We start from the raw sequence: 19,224 nt of genomic DNA, 5'->3' as shown, positions 1-19,224 counted from the left end.
CCGTGCTTGTCCTTGCTTAATAAATCAAATCCAGAAAATCTTCTTTTGATACGTTCCCAAAATAATGGCGCATATCCATGTCTTCTAATACATCACTAATGGTTTTGCGATCATATTGCTGCCCAATGAGTCGTTTCTCAATATCAGCAATATCTCCTACACCGAAGAAGTCACCAAAAATTTTGCAGTCTTGAATGATGCCTTTTTTCACTTCTAATCGAAGATCAATCGATCCAGCTGGAAAACGCTTAGAGTGCTGCAAGTTAAACTTAGGTGAACGGCCGTAGTTCCATTCCCATTTTTGGTATCGATCACGAGAAATCTCATGAATCTTCTCCCAATCTTTTTCTGTCAGCTTATACTCAGGCACGTCTCCGTTCGTGTCAAAAATATAGCTTAAAAGAATTTTTCTAAATTCTTCTGTTGTCATTTTTTGATCCATCAGTTCACTAATATTCGCAACCCTGCTTCTAATGGATTTGATGCCTTTTGATTCGATCTTTTCTTTCTTCACATTTAATGCCGAGACAACATGTTCGATTTCTGAATCAAATAATAGGGTGCCATGACTGAAGATACGTCCTCGTGTAGCAAATTGAGCATTCCCAGAAATTTTACGCCCATCTGCCATGATGTCATTTCTGCCGCTTAATTCCGCTTTGACGCCAAGCTTTTCAAGCGCTTTGATGACTGGCTCGGTGAATTTTTTAAAGTTATGAAAGCTGTCCCCATCGTCTTTTGTAATAAAACTGAAGTTCAAGTTTCCTTTGTCATGGTAAACCGCACCACCGCCAGATAACCTGCGAACGACTTTGATGCCATTGTCTTCCACATATTTTGTATTGATTTCTTCTATTGTATTTTGGTTTTTTCCAATAATAATGGACGGCTGGTTGATGTAAAACAGCAAATACGTTTCTTCTGGATCTAAATATTTTAAGCAATACTCTTCAATGGCTAAATTAATCATTGGGTCATAATGTTGCTCGTTATCGATAAACAGCATCTCTATCTTCCTTCCTTGTTCCATCTAAGCCCTGATTGGGCAAGCTGTATATTGCCAGTATATAACGCCTGTGCTTCATTGACTAGGTCTTTATGCCGGCCGAAATGAGGGAGATGGGTGATGATGAGCTCTCCAACATTTGCTTCACTTGCCAGCTTCCCTACTTCAGTGCTGTTCATATGTCCTGCACCCGATCCGTCTTGTCCGGCGTAAAAGTTGCTTTCGGCAATAAGTAAGTCTGCATCCTTGCTAAAAGGGATAAATGCATCTTGATAGCTGGAATCAGCTGTATACACCACCACAGCCTCATTTGCCTGAATTTTCATCGCATAGCATTCTGCCGGATGAACCGTTTTCAAAAAATCAATTTGAAATGGTCCGATTTGAATGCCCTCTTCCGGCTGATAAGGTTTTGCCTTTGTATGTACATCATCAGAGAGCCGCTGAAATGCTGCTTGATCCCCGGTATGTCCGTAGATCGTCAGCGGACCACTGCTTTTTCCTAAATGATAACCCACTAGCTTCGCATATTGGAGAGGTCCGATATCTGCAATATGATCGTGATGATAATGAGAAAGGAGTACAGCATCTAGTTCTTCTATATCAATGTATTGCTGAAGCTTTGACAGAACTCCGCTCCCGCAGTCGACAAGCAGACGAAAACCATCTGATTCAAAAAGATAACCTGATGTGGCTTCACCAGCTGCTGGAAATCCTCCGTAGCAGCCAATCACGGTTAATTTCATCGTCATATTTCCTCCTTTTCAAAAAATCCCCTTCTTACAATATACCCATTTTTCATAAAAAAAGCATTCTTCTTGCCTATTGTTACAAAACAGATTGACAATTATTAATCTGTTATAATACAATGATAGCAATAAAACGTATTGGAGGATGACAAATGCTAGGAAAAATCACTGAGTTTTTTAGAAATTTGCCTTCAAAAAAATGCACAAAATGTGGAAATGATTTAATGGAACAGCACGAGTGTTACGGTAATGAATGTGAGGAATGCTCACAAGTAAGTTATCTTAAATAAGGTAATAAATAGAATAAAAAAGCACTTTTTTCCTCCTTCGTCAGTTGGAGTCAAAAGTGCTTTTTATTTTTTCTGAAAAATAGGTAAAAAGGTAAAACCCTTGGTACAAAAGGGTTTTTTAGTATTTTCATATGATGACTTTTAGTTCGGAAGGCACTTTTTATTGACTTAAAACAACGAAGGGGGTTCAAAGTGTCCATTTTTTCAAATAATTTTGTATTTTCTTAATATAATTTAATCGTGGACGAACCTCTTTAATTTTAGTTATACTTTAATTCATATATTAAAACTTAATATAATGGGAATATTCCTTTAATGAATAAGTTAGGGAGGAAATCTATGAAAAAATTAAAATTTGGATTAGCTACTCAAATCCTAATCGGTCTTATTCTCGGTGTCGTGGTTGGTGCGATCTTTTTCGGTAACCCTGGTGTTGAGACATATTTAAAACCAATTGGAGACTTCTTCTTACGACTCATTAAGATGATTGTCATTCCGATTGTCGTATCTAGCTTAATTTTAGGTGTTGCAGGTGCGGGTGATGGTAAAAAAGTAGGGAAGCTTGGTTTTAGAACCATTCTTTATTTTGAAATTATCACAACGTTTGCGATCATCCTTGGTCTTGTGCTTGCGAACTTTGTTCAACCAGGTGCAGGCGTTGACTTTGGACATACAGAAAAACAGGATATTAGCCAGTATGTTGAAACGGAAAAAGAACAAAGCAGTAAATCAGTTGCTGATACGTTCCTTCATATCGTTCCGACGAACTTCTTCCAATCATTGGCGGAAGGTGATTTGCTTGCGATTATTTTCTTCACTGTATTATTCGCACTTGGCGTTTCAGCGATTGGTGAACGCGGCAAACCAGTGCTCGCCTTCTTTGAAGGTGTGTCACATGCGATGTTCCATGTCGTCAATGTTGTGATGAAAGCTGCACCATTTGGTGTGTTCGCGCTCATTGGTGTGACAGTATCAAAATTTGGTCTTGAATCTCTCGTTTCATTAGGTAAGCTCGTAGGTCTTGTTTATTTTGCGCTCGCTCTCTTCCTTATCGTTGTATTCGGAATTATTGGAAAGATGATTGGCGTCAATATTTTCAGATTTCTTGCTTACATGAAAGACGAAATGCTTCTCGCCTTTAGTACATCCAGCTCTGAAACAGTTTTACCGAGAGTCATGGATAAAATGGAGCGCATCGGGTGTCCAAAAGGAATTGTTTCTTTTGTTATCCCAATTGGTTATACGTTTAATCTAGACGGCTCCGTCTTGTATCAAGCCATTGCGGCGCTTTTCTTAGCGCAGGTATATGGCATTGACCTCACAATCGTACAGCAGCTCACACTGATTCTTGTACTGATGGTGACATCAAAAGGAATGGCTGCCGTTCCTGGTACATCCTTTGTTGTATTACTTGCAACACTTGGAACGATCGGTGTTCCTGCTGAAGGTCTAGCCTTTATTGCAGGTGTTGATCGTATCATGGATATGGCAAGAACCGTTGTCAACTTAACTGGTAATGCACTTGCAGCTGTCGTGATGTCTAAATGGGAAGGGCAATATGACCCTGAAAAAGGACACCGCGTGATGACTGGACAAGATGTACCTGAGCCAACACAACTTTCAAGCTAATCAAAAAGAACCCCGATCATGGGGTTCTTTTTTTATACTGTGATTAATTTGCTTTGAACATAGTGGTACAGAAGATTGGCTGTATGAATCAAGGAGTCTTCATGGGTTCTTTCAAAGGCATGCGAAGAGTCAATGCCAGGTCCAATCAGTCCATGAATGATATCATGCCCTGCTCGAATCGCTGCCGACGCATCTGAGCCATAATAAGGGTAAATATCAAGGCGGTAATCGATTTTATTTGCCTCAGCTAATGCTGCTAAATGTTTGCGCAGACCATAGTGATAAGGACCGCTAGAATCCTTCACACATATTGACACACTGTATTCATCGGTTGATTGACCATCACCGATGGCTCCCATATCAACAGCTAAATATTCCACCGTTTCTTCCGGGATATTCGAGTTCCCACCGTATCCGATTTCTTCATTATTTGAAATTAAGAAATGTGTCGTATGCGGCAATGTGATGTTCTCTGTTTGAATGCGGTGAATCAATCTCAGCAACAAAGCCACACTTGCCTTATCATCAAGGTGTCTTGATTTAATAAAACCTGAAGATGTCACTTCCACTCTAGGATCAAATGAGATAAAGTCTCCTACTTGAATGCCAAGTGCTTGCACATCGTCTGCATTTTTCACTTTTTCATCTAAGCGAATCTCCATATTTTCTTGATTTCGCTTCGCTTTTCCAGCATCCTCATATACGTGAACGGACGTTTGATGCATCAGAATGGTACCTGTGTATGTACGGCCTGTTACTGTTTCAATTTCACAATACTCGCCTTCTATCGAGTTATATTGAAAGCCTCCAATGAGTGCAAGACGCAGCCGGCCATTTGATTTAATTTCTTTGACCATCGCACCAAGCGTATCGACATGTGCTGTCAGCATGCGGTGTTCCTTGTCATCTGTTCCTTTTAGGGTGGCAATTAATCCGCCTTTTCGATTTCGCTTCGTTTCAATATGTAAATATTGTAAAAAACGTTCGACAAAGCCAATCACTTTCTCAGTATTTCCTGATGGACTTGGGATTGACACAAGCTTTTGAATAAGCTGAACCGTTTCATTTACTTCCGTTGTCATTCGGCATATCCTCCTTCATCTAAAAGAAATTCTTTCCAAGCATGCCTTTTTTCAGCATCCTTCTTAAAATATATCGCTTCGGGTTCCTGATGTCTAATTTCTAATCAAAAAACCATTCTCATGGAAGAGAAAGGTTTTTTTGATTAAGCTTCTTCTTGTTTCATTTTTCTTATGTTCCAAGCAAAGTATGCTGTTGTTGCAGCCATCATGATGATGGCTACTGTTCCAAGAATCGCTGCTTGGTGCCATAAATAACTGTTATCACCGCTTGCAATGATCGTTCTAAATCCGTTGATGGTATACGTCATTGGAAGCAGACTGTGAATGACTTGGAAGAATTTTGGTACAAGCTCAAGCGGGAATGTACCCGCACTTGCTGCAAGCTGAAGAACCAAGATAATGACGGCAATGAAGCGTCCTGGATTCCCCATCGTCGTCGCAAGAAGTTGAATGATCGCTAGGAATGTCAGACTGACGATGATTGCAAAGAGATAGAAGCGCCAGAGGCTTTCCACTTCAAGTCCAAGCCCAAAGATCAGCATGGTGCTTGCAATCACTGCCTGCAAGATACCGACTAAGAGAAGCACACTATATTTGCTGACAAACCATTCAAACGCATTTCTAGGGCGTCCTGCAGGATCTTTCATTGGGAATACAACAGTCAGCATAAGAGCTCCAACAAAGAGTCCCATTGATAAAATATATGGTGTGAGCCCTGTTCCATAGTTATCAATTTTTTTCGCTGTATCATTCTCTGTTTTGACTGGGCTTGCAATCATATTGTAGTTGTCCTGCCCCGCATCAATGTCTCCTGTTTCATCTGCAGCGCTTTTTAGCTTATCAGAAAGCTTTCCAGTCCCACTTTTTAAGTCACCTAATCCTTTATCAAGGGATTTTGACCCTTCAGCTAGTTTAGAAGAGTTGCTTTGGATACTCGCTGATCCACTTTCTAGTTTATTCAATGCTGCACTAAGCTGACTTGATCCGTTTGCCAGTTTATCCGCACCACTTTTCGCTGTATCAAGCTTTCCATTTGCTGTTTGCAGGCCATCTTGTAATTTCCCTTGGCCCGTTTGAAGCTTCAGTGCACCTTGATACAATTTATTCGTACCGGATGTCATTTGATCAATCGCATTTTGTATGGCGACTGTCGATGTATACAGCTGTTCTGTTTTCTCTGGCAGCTGCTTGACTTGCTGTAGCTGTGCTTTTGCAGATGCAACCGCAGACTGAACTTCACTTGCGTCAGGCAGTTCCTGCAGCGCCGCTAAGCTTTGCTCAAGACCAGACAAATCAGGCAGTTCGATTGTAGGCAGACTGTCTAGCTGATCCATTGCCGCCTTTTTCTCTTCATCTGTCATCGAGCTGTTTTGAATGATACTTTTTACTTTTGCATCTCGATTAGATAATGCTTCTTTTAAAGAAGCAAGTTTGGTACTAAACGTTTTTGCATCTTTTTTCACCTGATCAATCTTAGGCGCCATCTTTTCAAGATTCGCTAATTCAGGTGAAGACAATACTTTCTCCACAGCAGCGATTTTTTCTGAAAATGACTGTGCTTTATTGTTCAGCTGCTCAATGCCTGCTGTGAATTGCGGCATTTTAGAAGAAAGCTGCTCATGTCCTTCACGGCTTGTGTTTAACCCTTCGGTCAATGTATCAATCCCTGTACCAAGTTCACCAAATTTCTGATCAATCGTTTGATAGCCTGTTAAGAGCTGACCAAGACCGCTATCAAGAGATTGAATTCCAGTGTTCAGTTCACCCATTTTTCCTGCAAACTGATGAACACCTTCGCTATACGTTAACGTTCCTTCTGCCAATTTCGCCAGATTGTCTTTTAACTTTTGGCTACCGTCTTTTGCGCTTTTTGTTCCGTCATCAATTTTCTTCGCTCCATCGCTTGCTTGATCTAATCCTTTTGCAATCGTTTTGAAGTTATCAAAGATGACCTCTGCATAATTTTCTGTGACTTCCTTTGAAACCGAATCTTTTAATTTGATAATGGCGTTATTCGCAATTTGAGACGCAGCATAGTTTGCGCCTGGATTCGTATAATATTTCAGATTCGATTTTTTCGGATGTTTGTCTAGTACTGTACTCGCATTTTTCGAGAAATCTTTCGGAATCTCGACGACGAGATAATAGTCTTCGTTATTTAACCCTTTGATGGCCTTTTCTTCACTATCAACAAAATGCCATTTAAAACTATCGTTTTTCTTCAATTCCTTCACTAAATCATCGCCCACTTGAAGGGTTTTGCCGTCATAATGACTGCCTTCATCCAAGTTGACAACCGCTACAGGTAATTGATCAACTGTACCATATGGATCCCAGTAAGCTTTTAAAAATACACCACTATAAATCAGTGGAATAAATAAGACAGCTAAAATCGGGATCAGTAGTTTTTTGCTCGTCACAATGTCTTTCCATTGATTCCGAATTACATTCATTGCTGTTTTCCTCCCATTGATGAATGACTATGACTAAATTAAGAATTCGGTCATTTGAACTCAAAAAAAATTATGTTGTTGCAGACAGTCCTTTTAGTACATAAAGCTCGAGCGATTCAGCGACCTCTTCTTTTGTTAAAGGCTCATATCGCTTTTCCCAGTCGAAAATAAGTGCAATATATAGTTTCACCATCACAAATGCCGTCAATTCAGGATCACAGGGCTTAATGTCGCCTTTTTCAATCGCTTCTTTTACTTTTGTTTTAATATAGCGAATGATCATCTGCTCCATTTTTTCAATCATTTCTTTCACTGCTGACGTGCCAAGCTCCGCATTTTCCTGAAAGATTTTAATTGTAAGCTGGTGGTTTTTTCGAAATTCTAATATTGCAAAGAGTGCTAAATGAAGGTTTTCTGAGAAACTATTCTTCTCATCTATTGCTTCATCTGCAATTTTCTTCATCTCCATTAACAGTGATGTGAAAATTTCATCGAACAGCTCTTCTTTGTTTTTGAAAAAGGTATAAATCGTTCCTTTTCCGACGTTGGCAAGCTTTGCTACAAGGTCCATTGTCGTGGCTTTATACCCGAACTGGGTAAATGCCTTTGTTGCTCCATCTAAAATCATTTGTCTCCTATCAACACTCATGATCTCACTCCCAAAATGACTATTTGAACGTTTCGGTCATTAAGTACAGAAAGTAATATACCACATCCTTTTCCTCAGATGCAACAACTTTGTTCAATTTTATTATTCACCACTCTTTTCTAAACATACGAACATGAAAAACTCCCTTTCCATGACAGAAAAGGGAGTTTGTTTTTTATGAAAATAGATAAGATACAGCTTCTGAGATGGCAGCTTTTCCTTGATCAATACAATCAGGAATTCCAACACCTTCAAATGCAGCACCCGTGATATAAATACCAGGATATGATTGCTTAAACGTTTCTCTCATCGTCGAAATCTGTTTTTGATGACCCACATGATATTGCGGCATGCTTGTTTTCCAGCGAGTCACTGTCGTCAGCTCTGGATCTGCTTTAATATCCATGATTTTCTTCAAATCCTCCAGCACGATGCTCACGATTTGATGATCAGACTGTTCGACAATTGATTCATCGCCAGCTTTCCCAACGTATGCACGGAGCAATGTTTTTCCTTTAGGTGCAGTGTGAGGCCATTTCTTATTTGTCCACGTACATGCTGTAATGGAGAAATCACTATTTCTTGAGATGACAAAACCAGTACCATCATATTCATTGTGAACATCCTCTTCTTTAAATCCGAGTGCAACTGTTGCAACAGAAGTCGATGTCATGTCATGCAAGTACTCAAGCCCTGCTTCTTTTGGAAACATGGAATAGATCGATTGGTGAGGAGTTGTCACAATGGCAGAATCTGCAAAAAGCGTTTGACCGCTGTCTAATTGAACGCCATAGCCTCCCTCGGCTTTTTCGATCTGGGTCACTTTTGTCCCTTTGTAAATCTTCGTCAGCTTGAGTTTACTTTCGACCGCTTCAACAAGTGCTTGCAGCCCTTGATTGATTGTCTGGAACTGTCCTTGCTTTTTCGCTGTCACTTGTTGCGCTTTTGCATGCTGCTGTGATTTTTTCATCCCAAGAATCAAACTGCGATGCTTCTGTTCTGTTTGATAGAACTGCGGGAAGGTAGACATTAAGCTCAGGCGATCAATGTCACCAGCATAAATGCCTGATAGTAGCGGTTCAATTAAATTCTCCACCACTTCATCACCCACACGTCTTCTAAAAAATTCCCCAAGAGATTGATCTTCTGTCTGTTTGCTTTTTGGCAAAACGAAATCCATCGCTGCACGTGCTTTTCCGGCAACTGAAAAAAGCCCAGTTGTAATGAAAGGACTGATTTGAGTTGGAATGCCCATGACAGCGCCCTTTGGCATCGGATGAAGGGTTTCATTGACTAATACATACGCTTGCCCTGTTTCATTATTGACGAGCTGATCAGATAGCCCAACATCTTTTGCCAGCTGGGGTCCACTGACCTTTCTTTCTAAAAATGAATCGGGTCCACGTTCAATGATATAACCGTCTTTATATAATGTTTGAATTTTTCCACCTAGCCTAGGACTCGCTTCAATAAGAGATATTTGGATAGGAAGGCCTTTTTCTTCAATTTCCTTTTCCAAATAGAAGGCGGCGGCCAAACCCGTGATGCCACCGCCAATGATGACAAGGTGTTTTTGATTGTCATGCATAGGATCGCCTTCTTTTATATGATTACTTGCTTTCATTCAGTTTCTTTAATACGACTGCTGCCAGTGCATCAATAAATGCTGGTTTCGCATTTGGCATTTCTGGACGATAGTAGGCTGCGCCAATTTCATCCGTGACGACTTTACATTCATAATCATTGTCGTATAACACTTCAAGGTGATCAGCGACAAATCCAACAGGCACGTATACAAATGTTTTATAGCCTTTTTGTTCAAATAGGTCACGTGTGAGATCCTGTACGTCTGGTCCGAGCCACGGATCAGGCGTATTGCCTTCACTTTGCCAGCCAATTTCATAATGCTCAATTCCTGCACCTTCAGCAATCATTTTTGCAGATTGTGCAAGCTGATCAGGGTATGGGTCCCCTGCTGCAATAATTTTTTCAGGAAGACTGTGCGCAGACACAATCAGTACTGCTGAATCTCTTTCTTCCTGACTCATGGATGCATACGTCTCTTTCACTTGTTTCACCCAATAGTCCACAAACTTCGGCTCATCATACCAGCTTTCAACAGAAGTGATATTTAACTGGCCAAGCTTTTCTGCTTCATCTTGTGCACGTTTGTTATACGATTTCACACTAAATGTGGAGAAGTGCGGTGCTAGGACAATACTCACCGCTTCTGTGATGCCATCTCGGTGCATATCAGCGACCGCATCTTCAATGAAAGGCTCGATGTGTTTTAACCCAATGTATACATGAAATTCAATCTCGTCTTGGATCTCATTCAAATGTTCACACAAGCCATTTGCCTGCTGTTCTGTAATTTTTGATAAAGGAGAAATGCCGCCAATTGCCTTGTAGCGGTCCTTTAAATCTTGCAGCATCTCCGGCTCTGGCTTTCTGCCTCTACGAATATGTGTATAGTAACGTTCAATGTCTTCTTCTTTATATGGGGTGCCATATGCCATGACAAGTAGCCCCATTTTCTTTTTCTCCACAACCAACACTCCTTCAGATCATTTGAAATCATTTAGATGGATGTCTTTTTATGTTTAGCTGAATAATCGTGAATAAAATCTGTCAGCTTCTTTAACGTGTCTGGTGAGACATCAGGAAATACCCCGTGACCTAAGTTAAAGATGAATTGATCTGATTTCATCCCTTGATCTAAAATCGCTGTTGCTCTTTCTTCAATCACTTCCCAAGGAGAAAGTAATATCGTTGGATCAAGGTTTCCTTGTAACGTTTTTGTTAAGCCTTCTTTTCGCGCTTCGTCTATACTCATACGCCAATCCAGTCCAACGACATCAAGCGGCAAGTCATGCCAATCTATCGCCAGATGGCTCGCACCGACACCATACATAATCATTGGTACGTTTTCAGACTTCAGCTCTGTGAAAATACGCTGCATGACAGGCTTAATGAAGGTCCGGTAATCTGCTGCATTTAAAGCGCCAACCCAAGAGTCGAAGATTTGAAATGCTCGGACGCCTGCTTTTACCTGAGCGCGTATGTATGTGATCGTCATATCGGCTAATTTATTCATCAAAAGCATCCATGTCTCTGGCTCACTGTACATGAGCGCCTTTGTTTTATGATAATTTTTAGATGGACCGCCTTCGATCATATAGCTTGCCATCGTAAAAGGTGCACCTGCGAAACCAATCAGCGGAACATTCAACTGCTCCTCTGTTAACAGCTTGATCGTATCAAGCACATACGGCAGGTCTTCTTCAGGATGAAGCTCTCCAAGACGCTGGATATCTGCCTTTGTCCGAATAGGCGAGTCAATCACTGGTCCAATTCCATTTTTAATTTCAACGTCCACTCCAATAGCTGGAAGCGGAGTCATAATATCTTTATATAAAATAGCGGCATCTACACCATATTGTTCTACAGGAAGTCTTGTTACGTAAGCACATAGCTCTGGCTGATGCGTAATTTCAAATAGCCCGTATTTTTCTTTAAGGGCACGATATTCAGGCTGCGAGCGTCCTGCCTGTCTCATATACCAAACCGGTACATGGTCTGTTTTTTCCCCTTTGCACGCCTTTAAGAACGTGTCATTAAAAGCCTTCGTTTTTCCCATTACCTTTCATTCCACCTTTCGCCTCACACTCTCTTTGTATAAGGCTCAAACACTGCTTTTACTATACCGCTTTTTCAGGGCTCGGTATACTAAAGCGGCTCAATGTTCAAAAAATCGCCGAATATTAACGTCCAAAAGCCTCTGGCTTGATATAAGCACTACCTTCGCCTTCTTCTTGTGTTTGAGTATTGTATGGAACAACCTTATACTGCGCATCTGAAAACACATTTGCATACGGCATTGTGTAGCTGTTTGTTCCTGTTACAGAATCGATCAGGGTCTCGCTTCCATTTCTCTTTTCATAAATACGATATTCAACGCGTTTGTCTTCCTGTTCATCCCATGACAGCTCCAATGTAAAGAGCCCTTTGATTTTAAATGCATAACGTGCTTCAAAGCCTGACAGTCCTTCTAAATGGATTGGCGATTGAAGTTCTTTAATTCCCTCTGGTTTTTGGAATGTTTCATTGGTTATTTGGGCTGTCGTTAAAATATCTTTCATTAACTGCACTGGATACTGACTGCCGCCAGTTAAATAATGACTGTTATCCGTTTTGTCATACCCCATCCAGATTGCCCCTGTTGTACTAGGCGTGTAGCCAGCAAACCAAGCATCTTTCGTTGCCCCTTTGACACCGGAATACGTAGTTGTGCCTGTTTTACCAGCCAAATCTCCAGCGTATGATCCGCTCTGAGCGGTTCCGCCTTTGACGACCTGTTGAAGCATTCTTGTCATATTCCAAGCATTTTGTACGCTAAACACTCGTTCTTCTTTGTTTCGATTTTTTTCAACGGTTTCACCATCATCATTCGTGATTTTCTGAATGAAGAACGGCTTTTTATAGACGCCTTCATTTGCAAATGTATGAAATGCTCCAGCTATCTGCAACGGAGAAACCCCTTTTTCTAAACCGCCAAGCGCTATGGCAAGTCCTTTATCCGAAATATCCATTCCCATTTTCTCAAGATAGGATTTAGACGTATCGATGCCAAGCTGGCTTAACGTCCATACGGCAGATGTATTTTTACTTTTCATGAGAGCCTCTACCATCGTGACCCTGCCTTCGTACTGTCCATCGTAGTTCTTTGGAGAATAGCCGTCATAGCTTTTTTCCTTGTCCTCAAGCAGTGAATACGGTCTGAATTTTTTCTCCTGCATCGCTGGACCATATACTGCGATCGGCTTAAAGACAGAACCAGGCTGTCTAACAGCTGTGACTCTGTTATAGCCTCTTGCCTGATATTCTCGTCCGCCTATTGCTGCTTTTACACCACCAGATGCGTTGTCAATAAACACAGCGCTGCCTTCAGGTGACCCGCTTTTTCCCGGGAAATAACGATTGTTTTTCATCGCATCATAGGCAACTTTTTGCAAATTCATATCGATTGGTACGGTAATAGTATAGCCGCCTTGAAGCAATTGTTCATGCGAAATCGAATACTGTGATTCTGCTTCTTTAATCATGAGATCTACATAACTGTCCACCCAAGGGGTTTCTGATTTCTTTTTTAAATGAATACCAAGTGTTCTTCCTTTTGCTTCAACTGTTTCTGTAGAAGACAAATATCCTTGTTCATTCATTAAATTCAGGATGGTATCCCGTCTTTGTTTATTTTTATCTGGGTGTAGAACAGGGGAATACGTTGAAGGTGCCTTTGGCATGGCAGCAAGTGTAGCTCCTTCACTGACAGTGAGATCTTTTACATCTTTACTAAAATAGTAATTGGCCGCTGCTTGGATCCCATAGACGCCATGACCAAAGTAAAGCTGATTTAAATACATTTCAAGCAGCTTGTCCTTTGAATAATCTCTTTCTAAATTGATCGCAATAATGACTTCTTTTGTTTTTCGAAGAAACGTTTTATCATTTGTGAGAAAGATATTTTTGGCGAGCTGCTGGGTGATGGTACTGCCGCCTTCTACCTTTCCACCTGCTAATATATCTCGATAAACCGCCCTTGAAATCGATTGTGCATCAATTCCGTGGTGCTCATAAAAGCGCTTGTCCTCTACAGCAACAAAAGCTTTCGCCACTTTATCTGGGACCTCTTTTAATGACACAGGGTCCCGATTTTCTGAATACATGCTTGTGAGTTCTTTTCCATTCTGATCAATGATTTTCGAGGAAGCGTGAAAAACGAGCTTCTTCTCATCTATGACATAATGTCCTAAAAATAAAATGGTCAGATAGCCAATAAATGAAAGCACGATTGTACTTCCTGCAATGACTAATGGAATGATTATCTTCTTTTTCTTCAAATTAGGTCACCTCATTCCTTTATACGGATAGTATGGGATGTATTGCTTCATAATATGTTTTATGGATTGACTACCAAAGAATTATATATCATTCTTTTGTTATACTATCAAGCAGGAGGCGGTTTAGATGAATTTCTATATTACATATGGAACAGCAGACTTTTTGCAAAAAATCGCAAAAAAACATCATCTTGAAAATCTGCTTTATACGGTCGGTAAGGAACAAGCGGCTCTTTTTCATGAAACGGAGGGTGAGACAGTCTTTAAAGCACCCCATGCCTATGATGTGATTTATACAAAAGGTGAGCTCGTCCAATCTGGCTTTGTCACGCTGAATCATATCCCTGTAAAGCTCGAAAGCAGAGCACTTTTTGAATCCACCTTTCAGAAAAAAACAAACATGTCAGAACACCAGCGCGGCTTTCAGGCGCTTCGTGTGTTAAGACCAAAAAAGGATGAAGAGGTGTACTTGATTTTGACACTTTGGGAATCTGAAGACTTATTTCAAGACTTTCAAGAGTCAGAAGCGTTCTTTCAGCCGCACGAGGATACTGGCTCCATCTTCTCTCGTCCTGCCTATCTGACATCCTATCATGCCGTCATAGACCATTAAGGAAGTGCTGCTTTTCGCACTTCTTTTTTTATAAAAAAAAGCCCTTCTGCTGGGCTTTCAACGCTTATCTCTAAGCTCGTACCGATGAATGATTGGCTGAAGTACATAAAAATTCAGCAAGATCCATCCTAATAAGATGGGCCATTTGAGCATAGGTGAAGCACCTTTCATCTGAATAAGTAGTACCAACAGTGGAATCAAACAAATCATCAAAAAGCTCATCTTTGAAACGAACGTTTCTTTGATTTGATGCCGGCAGCTTGGACAAAGCATCATTCTCGTATGCGATAAATGAAATTTTTCGACGAAAGAAAATGCTTTTGAACAATTTGGACAGCTTCCCAATGCCACTCCCCCTTTTTCAAGCTTCATACTTAACCTTCGACTTTTATGTAAAATGACCTTTTCTGTCATTCTCGACATCCTCTTCTGTTGAAAGATTCTAACAATTACCATACAATCAGTAAAAGAGCCTAAAGGAGGTTTTCGGATCAATGACAGTATCCACTTTACACAAAAGGATCAATGAACGTCTTGATGAACATTATGAGGAAATGGTTGAAATTAGACGCCATCTCCATATGAATCCAGAACTTTCTTTTCAGGAAGAGGAAACAGCTGCTTACATCGCTCAATATTATGACAGATTACATATCCCAACACGTACACATGTAGGCGGACATGGTGTACTCGCTTTTATTGAAGGAGCTTCCCCTGGACCGACCATTGCACTGAGAGCTGATTTTGATGCACTTCCCATTCATGATGAAAAGGATGTACCTTACCGTTCAACAAAACCTGGCGTCATGCACGCATGCGGTCACGATGGCCACACAGCAACACTTCTCGTCTTAGCGAAGATCTTACATGAGCACCGAGATCAATTAAAAGGAAAAATCGTCCTCATTCATCAACACGCTGAAGAATATGCCCCCGGCGGTGCGAAACCAATGATTGAAGATGGCTGTTTAGACGGTGTTGACGTCATTTTCGGCACCCACCTTTGGTCCTCAGAGCCATGCGGCACTGTTCTTTATAAAAGCGGGAACTTTATGGCAGCCGCCGATCGTTTCTCTATTCAAGTGCAAGGGAAAGGCGGACATGGCGCACAGCCGCATCTGACGAAAGATGCCGTACTCATCGGTTCACAAATTGTAGCCAATCTTCAGCAGGTCGTGGCCCGAAAAGTCAACCCGATTGATTCTGCGGTGGTATCTGTAGGGGGATTTGTCGCTGAAAATGCCTTTAACGTCATTGCAGATTCGGCCGTGCTGACAGGTACTGCACGTTCCTTTGAAGAGAGTGCACGCCATATCATTGAACGTGAAATTGAACAGGTGGTGAAAGGTGTCTGCCACATGCACGATGCCTCTTATACTTATGAATATGTAAGAGGCTATCCTGCAGTCAAAAATCACCCTGCACCAACTGAATATATAGCAGAAATAGCCAAACAGACAGAAGGAGTCACAGAAGTAAAAGAAGCCGAAACCCAAATGGGCGGAGAAGACTTTGCTTACTACCTTCAGCATGTTCCTGGTACTTTCTTCTATACAGGCGCTATGCCAGAAAACAGCCAAGATGTGTATCCACATCACCATCCGAAATTTGATATTAACGAAAACGCAATGCCTGTCGCAGCAAAGGTAATCGCTCATGCCGTCCTTTCCTACGATGAATGAAAAAAAGCCGCTGCTGGGCAGCGGCTTTTCTATTTCGATTCTTTCAACACTCTCAAGTGAAACACATGGCGTGCGACTTCACCAAGCTGTCCAGTCAGCTGATGATTTGCCACCCCACCAACAGCGGCACCGACCACAGGCATTAATTGAAACAGCTTCACAAGGTCAATATAATCTCGATATTCCTGCTGAAAGCTATACCAATCCATTTCTTCCCGGGTTGTTTCCCATTCTTCAATGAGTTTCATCATTTTTTGACGATGTGCACTGCTTGAAAAGGCGAGTTGAAAAATACAAAGCAAAAAGAGCCTTTCCTCTTTTTGAGACAAATCAAATCCATATATACAGGCAAGCTCATAAAGACATTTCATCTTGATACTTAAAAGGAGAGGGAAATCCGCCATTCCGAGAAACAATCCACCCGCACCTGTGCCAATTCCTTCAATCGCAGCGGCCTTTTGATAATATGTCACCTTTTCCTTTGCCAGCTCATTTCGCTCTACAATAGACAATTGTTCATCAATGACTGTAAATGAAGTAAAATGGCTTCCTGATACGGTGGATTCAACCATTGTTTTCACCGCACTTGTGATGACTTGATGAAATCGAGCAGGGATTCGGCGATTCACTTGCTGCTGAACACCTTTTGAAAACCGCTCGATCTTGGATGGTTTTCTTAAAAAACGCATTTGAAAAAAAATGGCCTCTTCATACAGTTCCCGTTCAGCTGCATTCATCCCAGTTCCCTCCTTGGTGACATCATACACACGCTGTAAAAAATGCTTATCTCATCTTTTTTAATCTGCTTTGTACGTAAGGCTTGAATAGGACAAGCACAAATACCAATGAAATGAGAAGAGCAAGTCCGCTTCCCTTCCATCCACCTGCTGGGAAAACGGCGGAGCTCAGTACAATTGACTGGATGATGAGTACATTTCGTACGAGAACAAAAAAGCTTCGATCTTTTTCTTGCTGAGACACAGGATAAAGTGCCTGTAACGACAGATGAGCAAAGTGCTTTGTTAACGGAACAAGCTGTACACCTGTGATAAAGACTGTAAACAAGACAAGTAATGCCCCCACCCAGCCTGCTGCACCTGTATACAAGAGGATGAGCACAAACACGACCGTTAACCTAAACACAAGACCAAAATAGTCATTTGAACGTAAAAACGCCCTCACATACATATAAGAAAAAGCTTTACGCTGTTCATAAGGGACAAACTGCAAGACCCAGTCCATATACGCCCTTCTTTTCACTTGTTTCTTTAAATGAGGGACATCCGTAAATAAGTTTGCCAAGCGGTAAAAACGCTGTTTTCGTTTTAACTCATCAGAAATATGCAATTCCCATTGAAAAGGCTGTTTTTTTACTGCATTTGTTAGATAAATGAGATAGACAGCATATAAAAGATAAAAGACGATGGCAATGGCATAAGCTGCTTGTAAAACGGTATACATTAACATTGTATTGAGCAGAAAACGAATCACTGCATCAATCCATCTCACATGTTTCCCTTGAAAATAAGTGATTCTCCACTGAATCGCTGTATTCAGACCTTTTATTAAGATCATTTGCGCCAAAATGAGCACATATAGTATCAGATCGCCTGTGGAGACAGCCGAATATAGCGGAAGTGCAATAATGGACACGGCAATCAAAGGAAATAACTGAGAAATGAAGCTAAAGTTAAACGCTTGTTTTAAATAAGGGTCCATCTTAGCTTCCAAAGGAAGCATAAACACAAGATCTGCCTCTTTGATCAACGTTCGCACGTAAGAACTAGTCAGTACCAATGAGAAAACAACTGCCATCACCCAATAGGATGGGAAGTGAGCTGGAATATGCTTCAGCCAATTACTGTACCAGCTCGCCCCGCCTGCAAGGAAAAAAATGAGCACAATCACAAGATGATCGTTGAACATATATTTTAAATATTTTCTTGTTTCTTGCACGTGTTCTTCTAATCGTGATTTCCAAATGGTTTGCGTTGTTTTACTCATAGCTTTCTTCCTTTGTTAATTCCAAATAAAGATCATCGAGTGTCGCATCTCTCATGTTGAACTGCTCTCTTAGTTCTGTCAGTGTTCCTTTCGCTCTAATTTCCCCTTCATGCAAAATAATAAAGGAATCACAATAACGTTCCGCTGTGGCTAAAATATGCGTTGACATCAGAACACTTGCGCCATTTTGTTTCGCCGCATTCATACGTTCTAATAGTGCGTTGATCGCAAGCGGATCAAGCCCTAAAAACGGCTCATCGATAATATACAACTCTGGCTCCACAAGAAACGCACACATAATCATCACCTTCTGCTTCATCCCTTTAGAAAAATGAGCAGGGAACCATTTCAATCGCTTCTCCATTCGGAATTCCTTCAGCAAAGACGGCAGACGTTCTTCTAATTGTTCTTTTGAAAGGCCGTAAGCCATCGCTGTCAGCTCTAAATGCTCTTTTAACGTTAATTCTTCATATAAGACAGGTGTCTCTGGAATAAACGTAAATTGTGAACGATACGACTCTTGATCTTCTTGAAGGGTTCGTCCGTTCAGCTCAATGACCCCTTTATGAGGTTTCATTAATCCAATAATATGACGAATGGTTGTACTTTTTCCCGCCCCGTTTAAGCCAATGAGACCAACGATTTGGTTTCTTTCTAATTCAAATGAAATATTTTTCAGAACGGGATTCTTTGTATATCCACCCGTTACATCTTTTACAGTTAGAAGGGACATCAGTTCGTTCCTTTCTTTCTTTTTTCCTTTATAGTACCAAAAACGAAAGACAATTTGAAATGTTTACCTATAGACAACTCATGAATAAAACATCGGCATACTGGTCATCATAATGTATGTAGAAGAAATGAACTTGATGACCAATACGTAAATGAGGTGTTTGTTAAAGGCAATAACCGCATGACAAGTTGGTTTTTCATCTAAAAACCTTAGCTTCTGTTTTGCTTCACTGATTCTTGATTTTTGTGTCCTATACAAATATGTATACGACGAACCAAAACGTCAAATGAGGTGTTTACGGCAGAAATAGCAGGCATATGAATTCTTTATTTCAGTAAATAAAGAATTCAAAAGGCATATCAAATGAAAGCATCAGCATTTCTTCTGCAGGAGCAGGATGAGCGACCAAAGGAGTTCGCTTGTCCTGTTTTCTT

The 19,224-nt window shown here is 40.8% G+C and carries 17 protein-coding genes; 4 read left to right on the top strand and 13 right to left on the bottom strand.

Features of this window, described 5'->3' with window-relative positions; genetic code table 11:
* Nucleotides 1-16 precede the first annotated feature (16 nt).
* Nucleotides 17-1,006, bottom strand: a complete 990-nt coding sequence (gene lplJ, locus NST15_RS05115; protein ID WP_035392513.1) for a lipoate--protein ligase LplJ — start codon at nt 1,004-1,006, stop codon at nt 17-19.
* A gap of 2 nt (nt 1,007-1,008) precedes the next feature.
* Nucleotides 1,009-1,752 carry an MBL fold metallo-hydrolase gene (locus tag NST15_RS05110; RefSeq protein ID WP_048002572.1) on the bottom strand — a complete coding sequence of 248 codons (744 nt, stop codon included), beginning with the start codon at nt 1,750-1,752 and terminating at the stop codon, nt 1,009-1,011.
* 155 nt (nt 1,753-1,907) lie between these two features.
* Between NST15_RS05110 and yhfH the strand changes: the two genes are divergently transcribed.
* Together yhfH and NST15_RS05100 are read left to right on the top strand one after the other, a co-directional pair.
* Nucleotides 1,908-2,045 (top strand): protein YhfH, encoded by a 138-nt coding sequence (gene yhfH / locus NST15_RS05105; protein WP_008359029.1) that lies wholly within the window; start codon nt 1,908-1,910, stop codon nt 2,043-2,045.
* A 339-nt stretch (nt 2,046-2,384) separates the two neighbouring features.
* Nucleotides 2,385-3,674 (top strand): cation:dicarboxylase symporter family transporter, encoded by a 1,290-nt coding sequence (locus NST15_RS05100; protein WP_008348850.1) that lies wholly within the window; start codon nt 2,385-2,387, stop codon nt 3,672-3,674.
* Nucleotides 3,675-3,706: 32 nt separating this feature from the next.
* On the opposite strand, the gene NST15_RS05095 is transcribed toward NST15_RS05100, so the two are convergent.
* The 7 genes from NST15_RS05095 to NST15_RS05065 all read right to left on the bottom strand — a co-directional run bounded on the left by NST15_RS05095 (nt 3,707) and on the right by NST15_RS05065 (nt 13,758).
* Nucleotides 3,707-4,756 (bottom strand): M42 family metallopeptidase, encoded by a 1,050-nt coding sequence (locus NST15_RS05095; protein ID WP_342498916.1) that lies wholly within the window; start codon nt 4,754-4,756, stop codon nt 3,707-3,709.
* A gap of 143 nt (nt 4,757-4,899) precedes the next feature.
* A complete protein-coding gene (locus NST15_RS05090) occupies nt 4,900-7,209 on the bottom strand; it encodes a YhgE/Pip domain-containing protein (protein WP_048002573.1) in 2,310 nt (769 codons plus the stop codon).
* Nucleotides 7,210-7,279: 70 nt separating this feature from the next.
* Nucleotides 7,280-7,858, bottom strand: coding sequence for a TetR/AcrR family transcriptional regulator (locus NST15_RS05085; RefSeq protein ID WP_026050070.1), 579 nt, complete (start codon nt 7,856-7,858; stop codon nt 7,280-7,282).
* A gap of 175 nt (nt 7,859-8,033) precedes the next feature.
* Nucleotides 8,034-9,446, bottom strand: a complete 1,413-nt coding sequence (hemY, locus tag NST15_RS05080; RefSeq protein ID WP_008348859.1) for a protoporphyrinogen oxidase — start codon at nt 9,444-9,446, stop codon at nt 8,034-8,036.
* 22 nt (nt 9,447-9,468) lie between these two features.
* A complete protein-coding gene (gene hemH, locus NST15_RS05075; RefSeq protein WP_035703469.1) occupies nt 9,469-10,407 on the bottom strand; it encodes a ferrochelatase in 939 nt (312 codons plus the stop codon).
* Nucleotides 10,408-10,439: 32 nt separating this feature from the next.
* The gene (hemE, locus tag NST15_RS05070; RefSeq protein ID WP_342498915.1) at nt 10,440-11,498 is read right to left on the bottom strand and encodes a uroporphyrinogen decarboxylase; all 1,059 of its coding nucleotides are present in this window, start codon (nt 11,496-11,498) and stop codon (nt 10,440-10,442) included.
* 124 nt (nt 11,499-11,622) lie between these two features.
* Nucleotides 11,623-13,758: a transglycosylase domain-containing protein gene (locus tag NST15_RS05065; RefSeq protein WP_017360307.1), complete on the bottom strand. Its 2,136-nt coding sequence runs from the start codon at nt 13,756-13,758 to the stop codon at nt 11,623-11,625.
* Nucleotides 13,759-13,885: 127 nt separating this feature from the next.
* Here NST15_RS05065 and NST15_RS05060 point away from each other — a divergent pair, with 127 nt between their 5' ends.
* Nucleotides 13,886-14,371 (top strand): antibiotic biosynthesis monooxygenase, encoded by a 486-nt coding sequence (locus NST15_RS05060; RefSeq protein WP_007497177.1) that lies wholly within the window; start codon nt 13,886-13,888, stop codon nt 14,369-14,371.
* A 57-nt stretch (nt 14,372-14,428) separates the two neighbouring features.
* Here NST15_RS05060 and NST15_RS05055 read toward each other — a convergent pair whose 3' ends face one another.
* Nucleotides 14,429-14,785: a hypothetical protein gene (locus tag NST15_RS05055; protein WP_017360309.1), complete on the bottom strand. Its 357-nt coding sequence runs from the start codon at nt 14,783-14,785 to the stop codon at nt 14,429-14,431.
* An 80-nt stretch (nt 14,786-14,865) separates the two neighbouring features.
* Between NST15_RS05055 and NST15_RS05050 the strand changes: the two genes are divergently transcribed.
* Nucleotides 14,866-16,053 (top strand): M20 family metallopeptidase, encoded by a 1,188-nt coding sequence (locus NST15_RS05050; RefSeq protein ID WP_270108693.1) that lies wholly within the window; start codon nt 14,866-14,868, stop codon nt 16,051-16,053.
* Between the two features lie 29 nt (nt 16,054-16,082).
* Here NST15_RS05050 and NST15_RS05045 read toward each other — a convergent pair whose 3' ends face one another.
* Genes NST15_RS05045 through NST15_RS05035 form a run of 3 tightly spaced genes read right to left on the bottom strand, consistent with a single transcriptional unit; the run spans nt 16,083 to nt 18,790 of the window.
* Complete coding sequence (locus tag NST15_RS05045) at nt 16,083-16,790, bottom strand: EcsC family protein (protein ID WP_024719995.1); 708 nt, start codon at nt 16,788-16,790, stop codon at nt 16,083-16,085.
* Nucleotides 16,791-16,836: 46 nt separating this feature from the next.
* Entirely contained in the window at nt 16,837-18,057 is a 1,221-nt protein-coding gene (locus NST15_RS05040) for an ABC transporter permease (RefSeq protein WP_113747676.1), read from the bottom strand.
* Nucleotides 18,050-18,790, bottom strand: coding sequence for an ABC transporter ATP-binding protein (locus tag NST15_RS05035; RefSeq protein ID WP_074042126.1), 741 nt, complete (start codon nt 18,788-18,790; stop codon nt 18,050-18,052). Before NST15_RS05035 ends, NST15_RS05040 begins: the two co-directional genes overlap by 8 nt.
* Nucleotides 18,791-19,224 lie beyond the last annotated feature (434 nt).

The sequence above is a fragment of the Bacillus sp. FSL R5-0820 genome (genome assembly GCF_038593385.1).
In the GTDB taxonomy this organism is placed as follows: Bacteria; Bacillota; Bacilli; order Bacillales; family Bacillaceae; genus Bacillus; species Bacillus altitudinis.
This window is presented reverse-complemented; position numbering and strand designations above follow the sequence as displayed.

Bases quoted from the DNA above. Each gene is read 5' to 3' on its own strand.
- NST15_RS05060 (WP_007497177.1), top strand. From the start codon at position 13,886: ATGAATTTCTATATTACATATGGAACAGCAGACTTTTTGCAAAAAATC.
- NST15_RS05110 (WP_048002572.1), bottom strand. From the start codon at position 1,752: ATGAAATTAACCGTGATTGGCTGCTACGGAGGATTTCCAGCAGCTGGT.
- NST15_RS05090 (WP_048002573.1), bottom strand. From the start codon at position 7,209: ATGAATGTAATTCGGAATCAATGGAAAGACATTGTGACGAGCAAAAAA.
- hemY (WP_008348859.1), bottom strand. From the start codon at position 9,446: ATGCATGACAATCAAAAACACCTTGTCATCATTGGCGGTGGCATCACG.
- NST15_RS05040 (WP_113747676.1), bottom strand. From the start codon at position 18,057: ATGAGTAAAACAACGCAAACCATTTGGAAATCACGATTAGAAGAACAC.
- NST15_RS05085 (WP_026050070.1), bottom strand. From the start codon at position 7,858: ATGAGTGTTGATAGGAGACAAATGATTTTAGATGGAGCAACAAAGGCA.
- NST15_RS05035 (WP_074042126.1), bottom strand. From the start codon at position 18,790: ATGTCCCTTCTAACTGTAAAAGATGTAACGGGTGGATATACAAAGAAT.
- NST15_RS05100 (WP_008348850.1), top strand. From the start codon at position 2,385: ATGAAAAAATTAAAATTTGGATTAGCTACTCAAATCCTAATCGGTCTT.
- NST15_RS05050 (WP_270108693.1), top strand. From the start codon at position 14,866: ATGACAGTATCCACTTTACACAAAAGGATCAATGAACGTCTTGATGAA.
- NST15_RS05045 (WP_024719995.1), bottom strand. From the start codon at position 16,790: ATGAATGCAGCTGAACGGGAACTGTATGAAGAGGCCATTTTTTTTCAA.
- NST15_RS05095 (WP_342498916.1), bottom strand. From the start codon at position 4,756: ATGACAACGGAAGTAAATGAAACGGTTCAGCTTATTCAAAAGCTTGTG.
- hemE (WP_342498915.1), bottom strand. From the start codon at position 11,498: ATGGGAAAAACGAAGGCTTTTAATGACACGTTCTTAAAGGCGTGCAAA.
- yhfH (WP_008359029.1), top strand. From the start codon at position 1,908: ATGCTAGGAAAAATCACTGAGTTTTTTAGAAATTTGCCTTCAAAAAAA.
- NST15_RS05055 (WP_017360309.1), bottom strand. From the start codon at position 14,785: ATGACAGAAAAGGTCATTTTACATAAAAGTCGAAGGTTAAGTATGAAG.
- lplJ (WP_035392513.1), bottom strand. From the start codon at position 1,006: ATGCTGTTTATCGATAACGAGCAACATTATGACCCAATGATTAATTTA.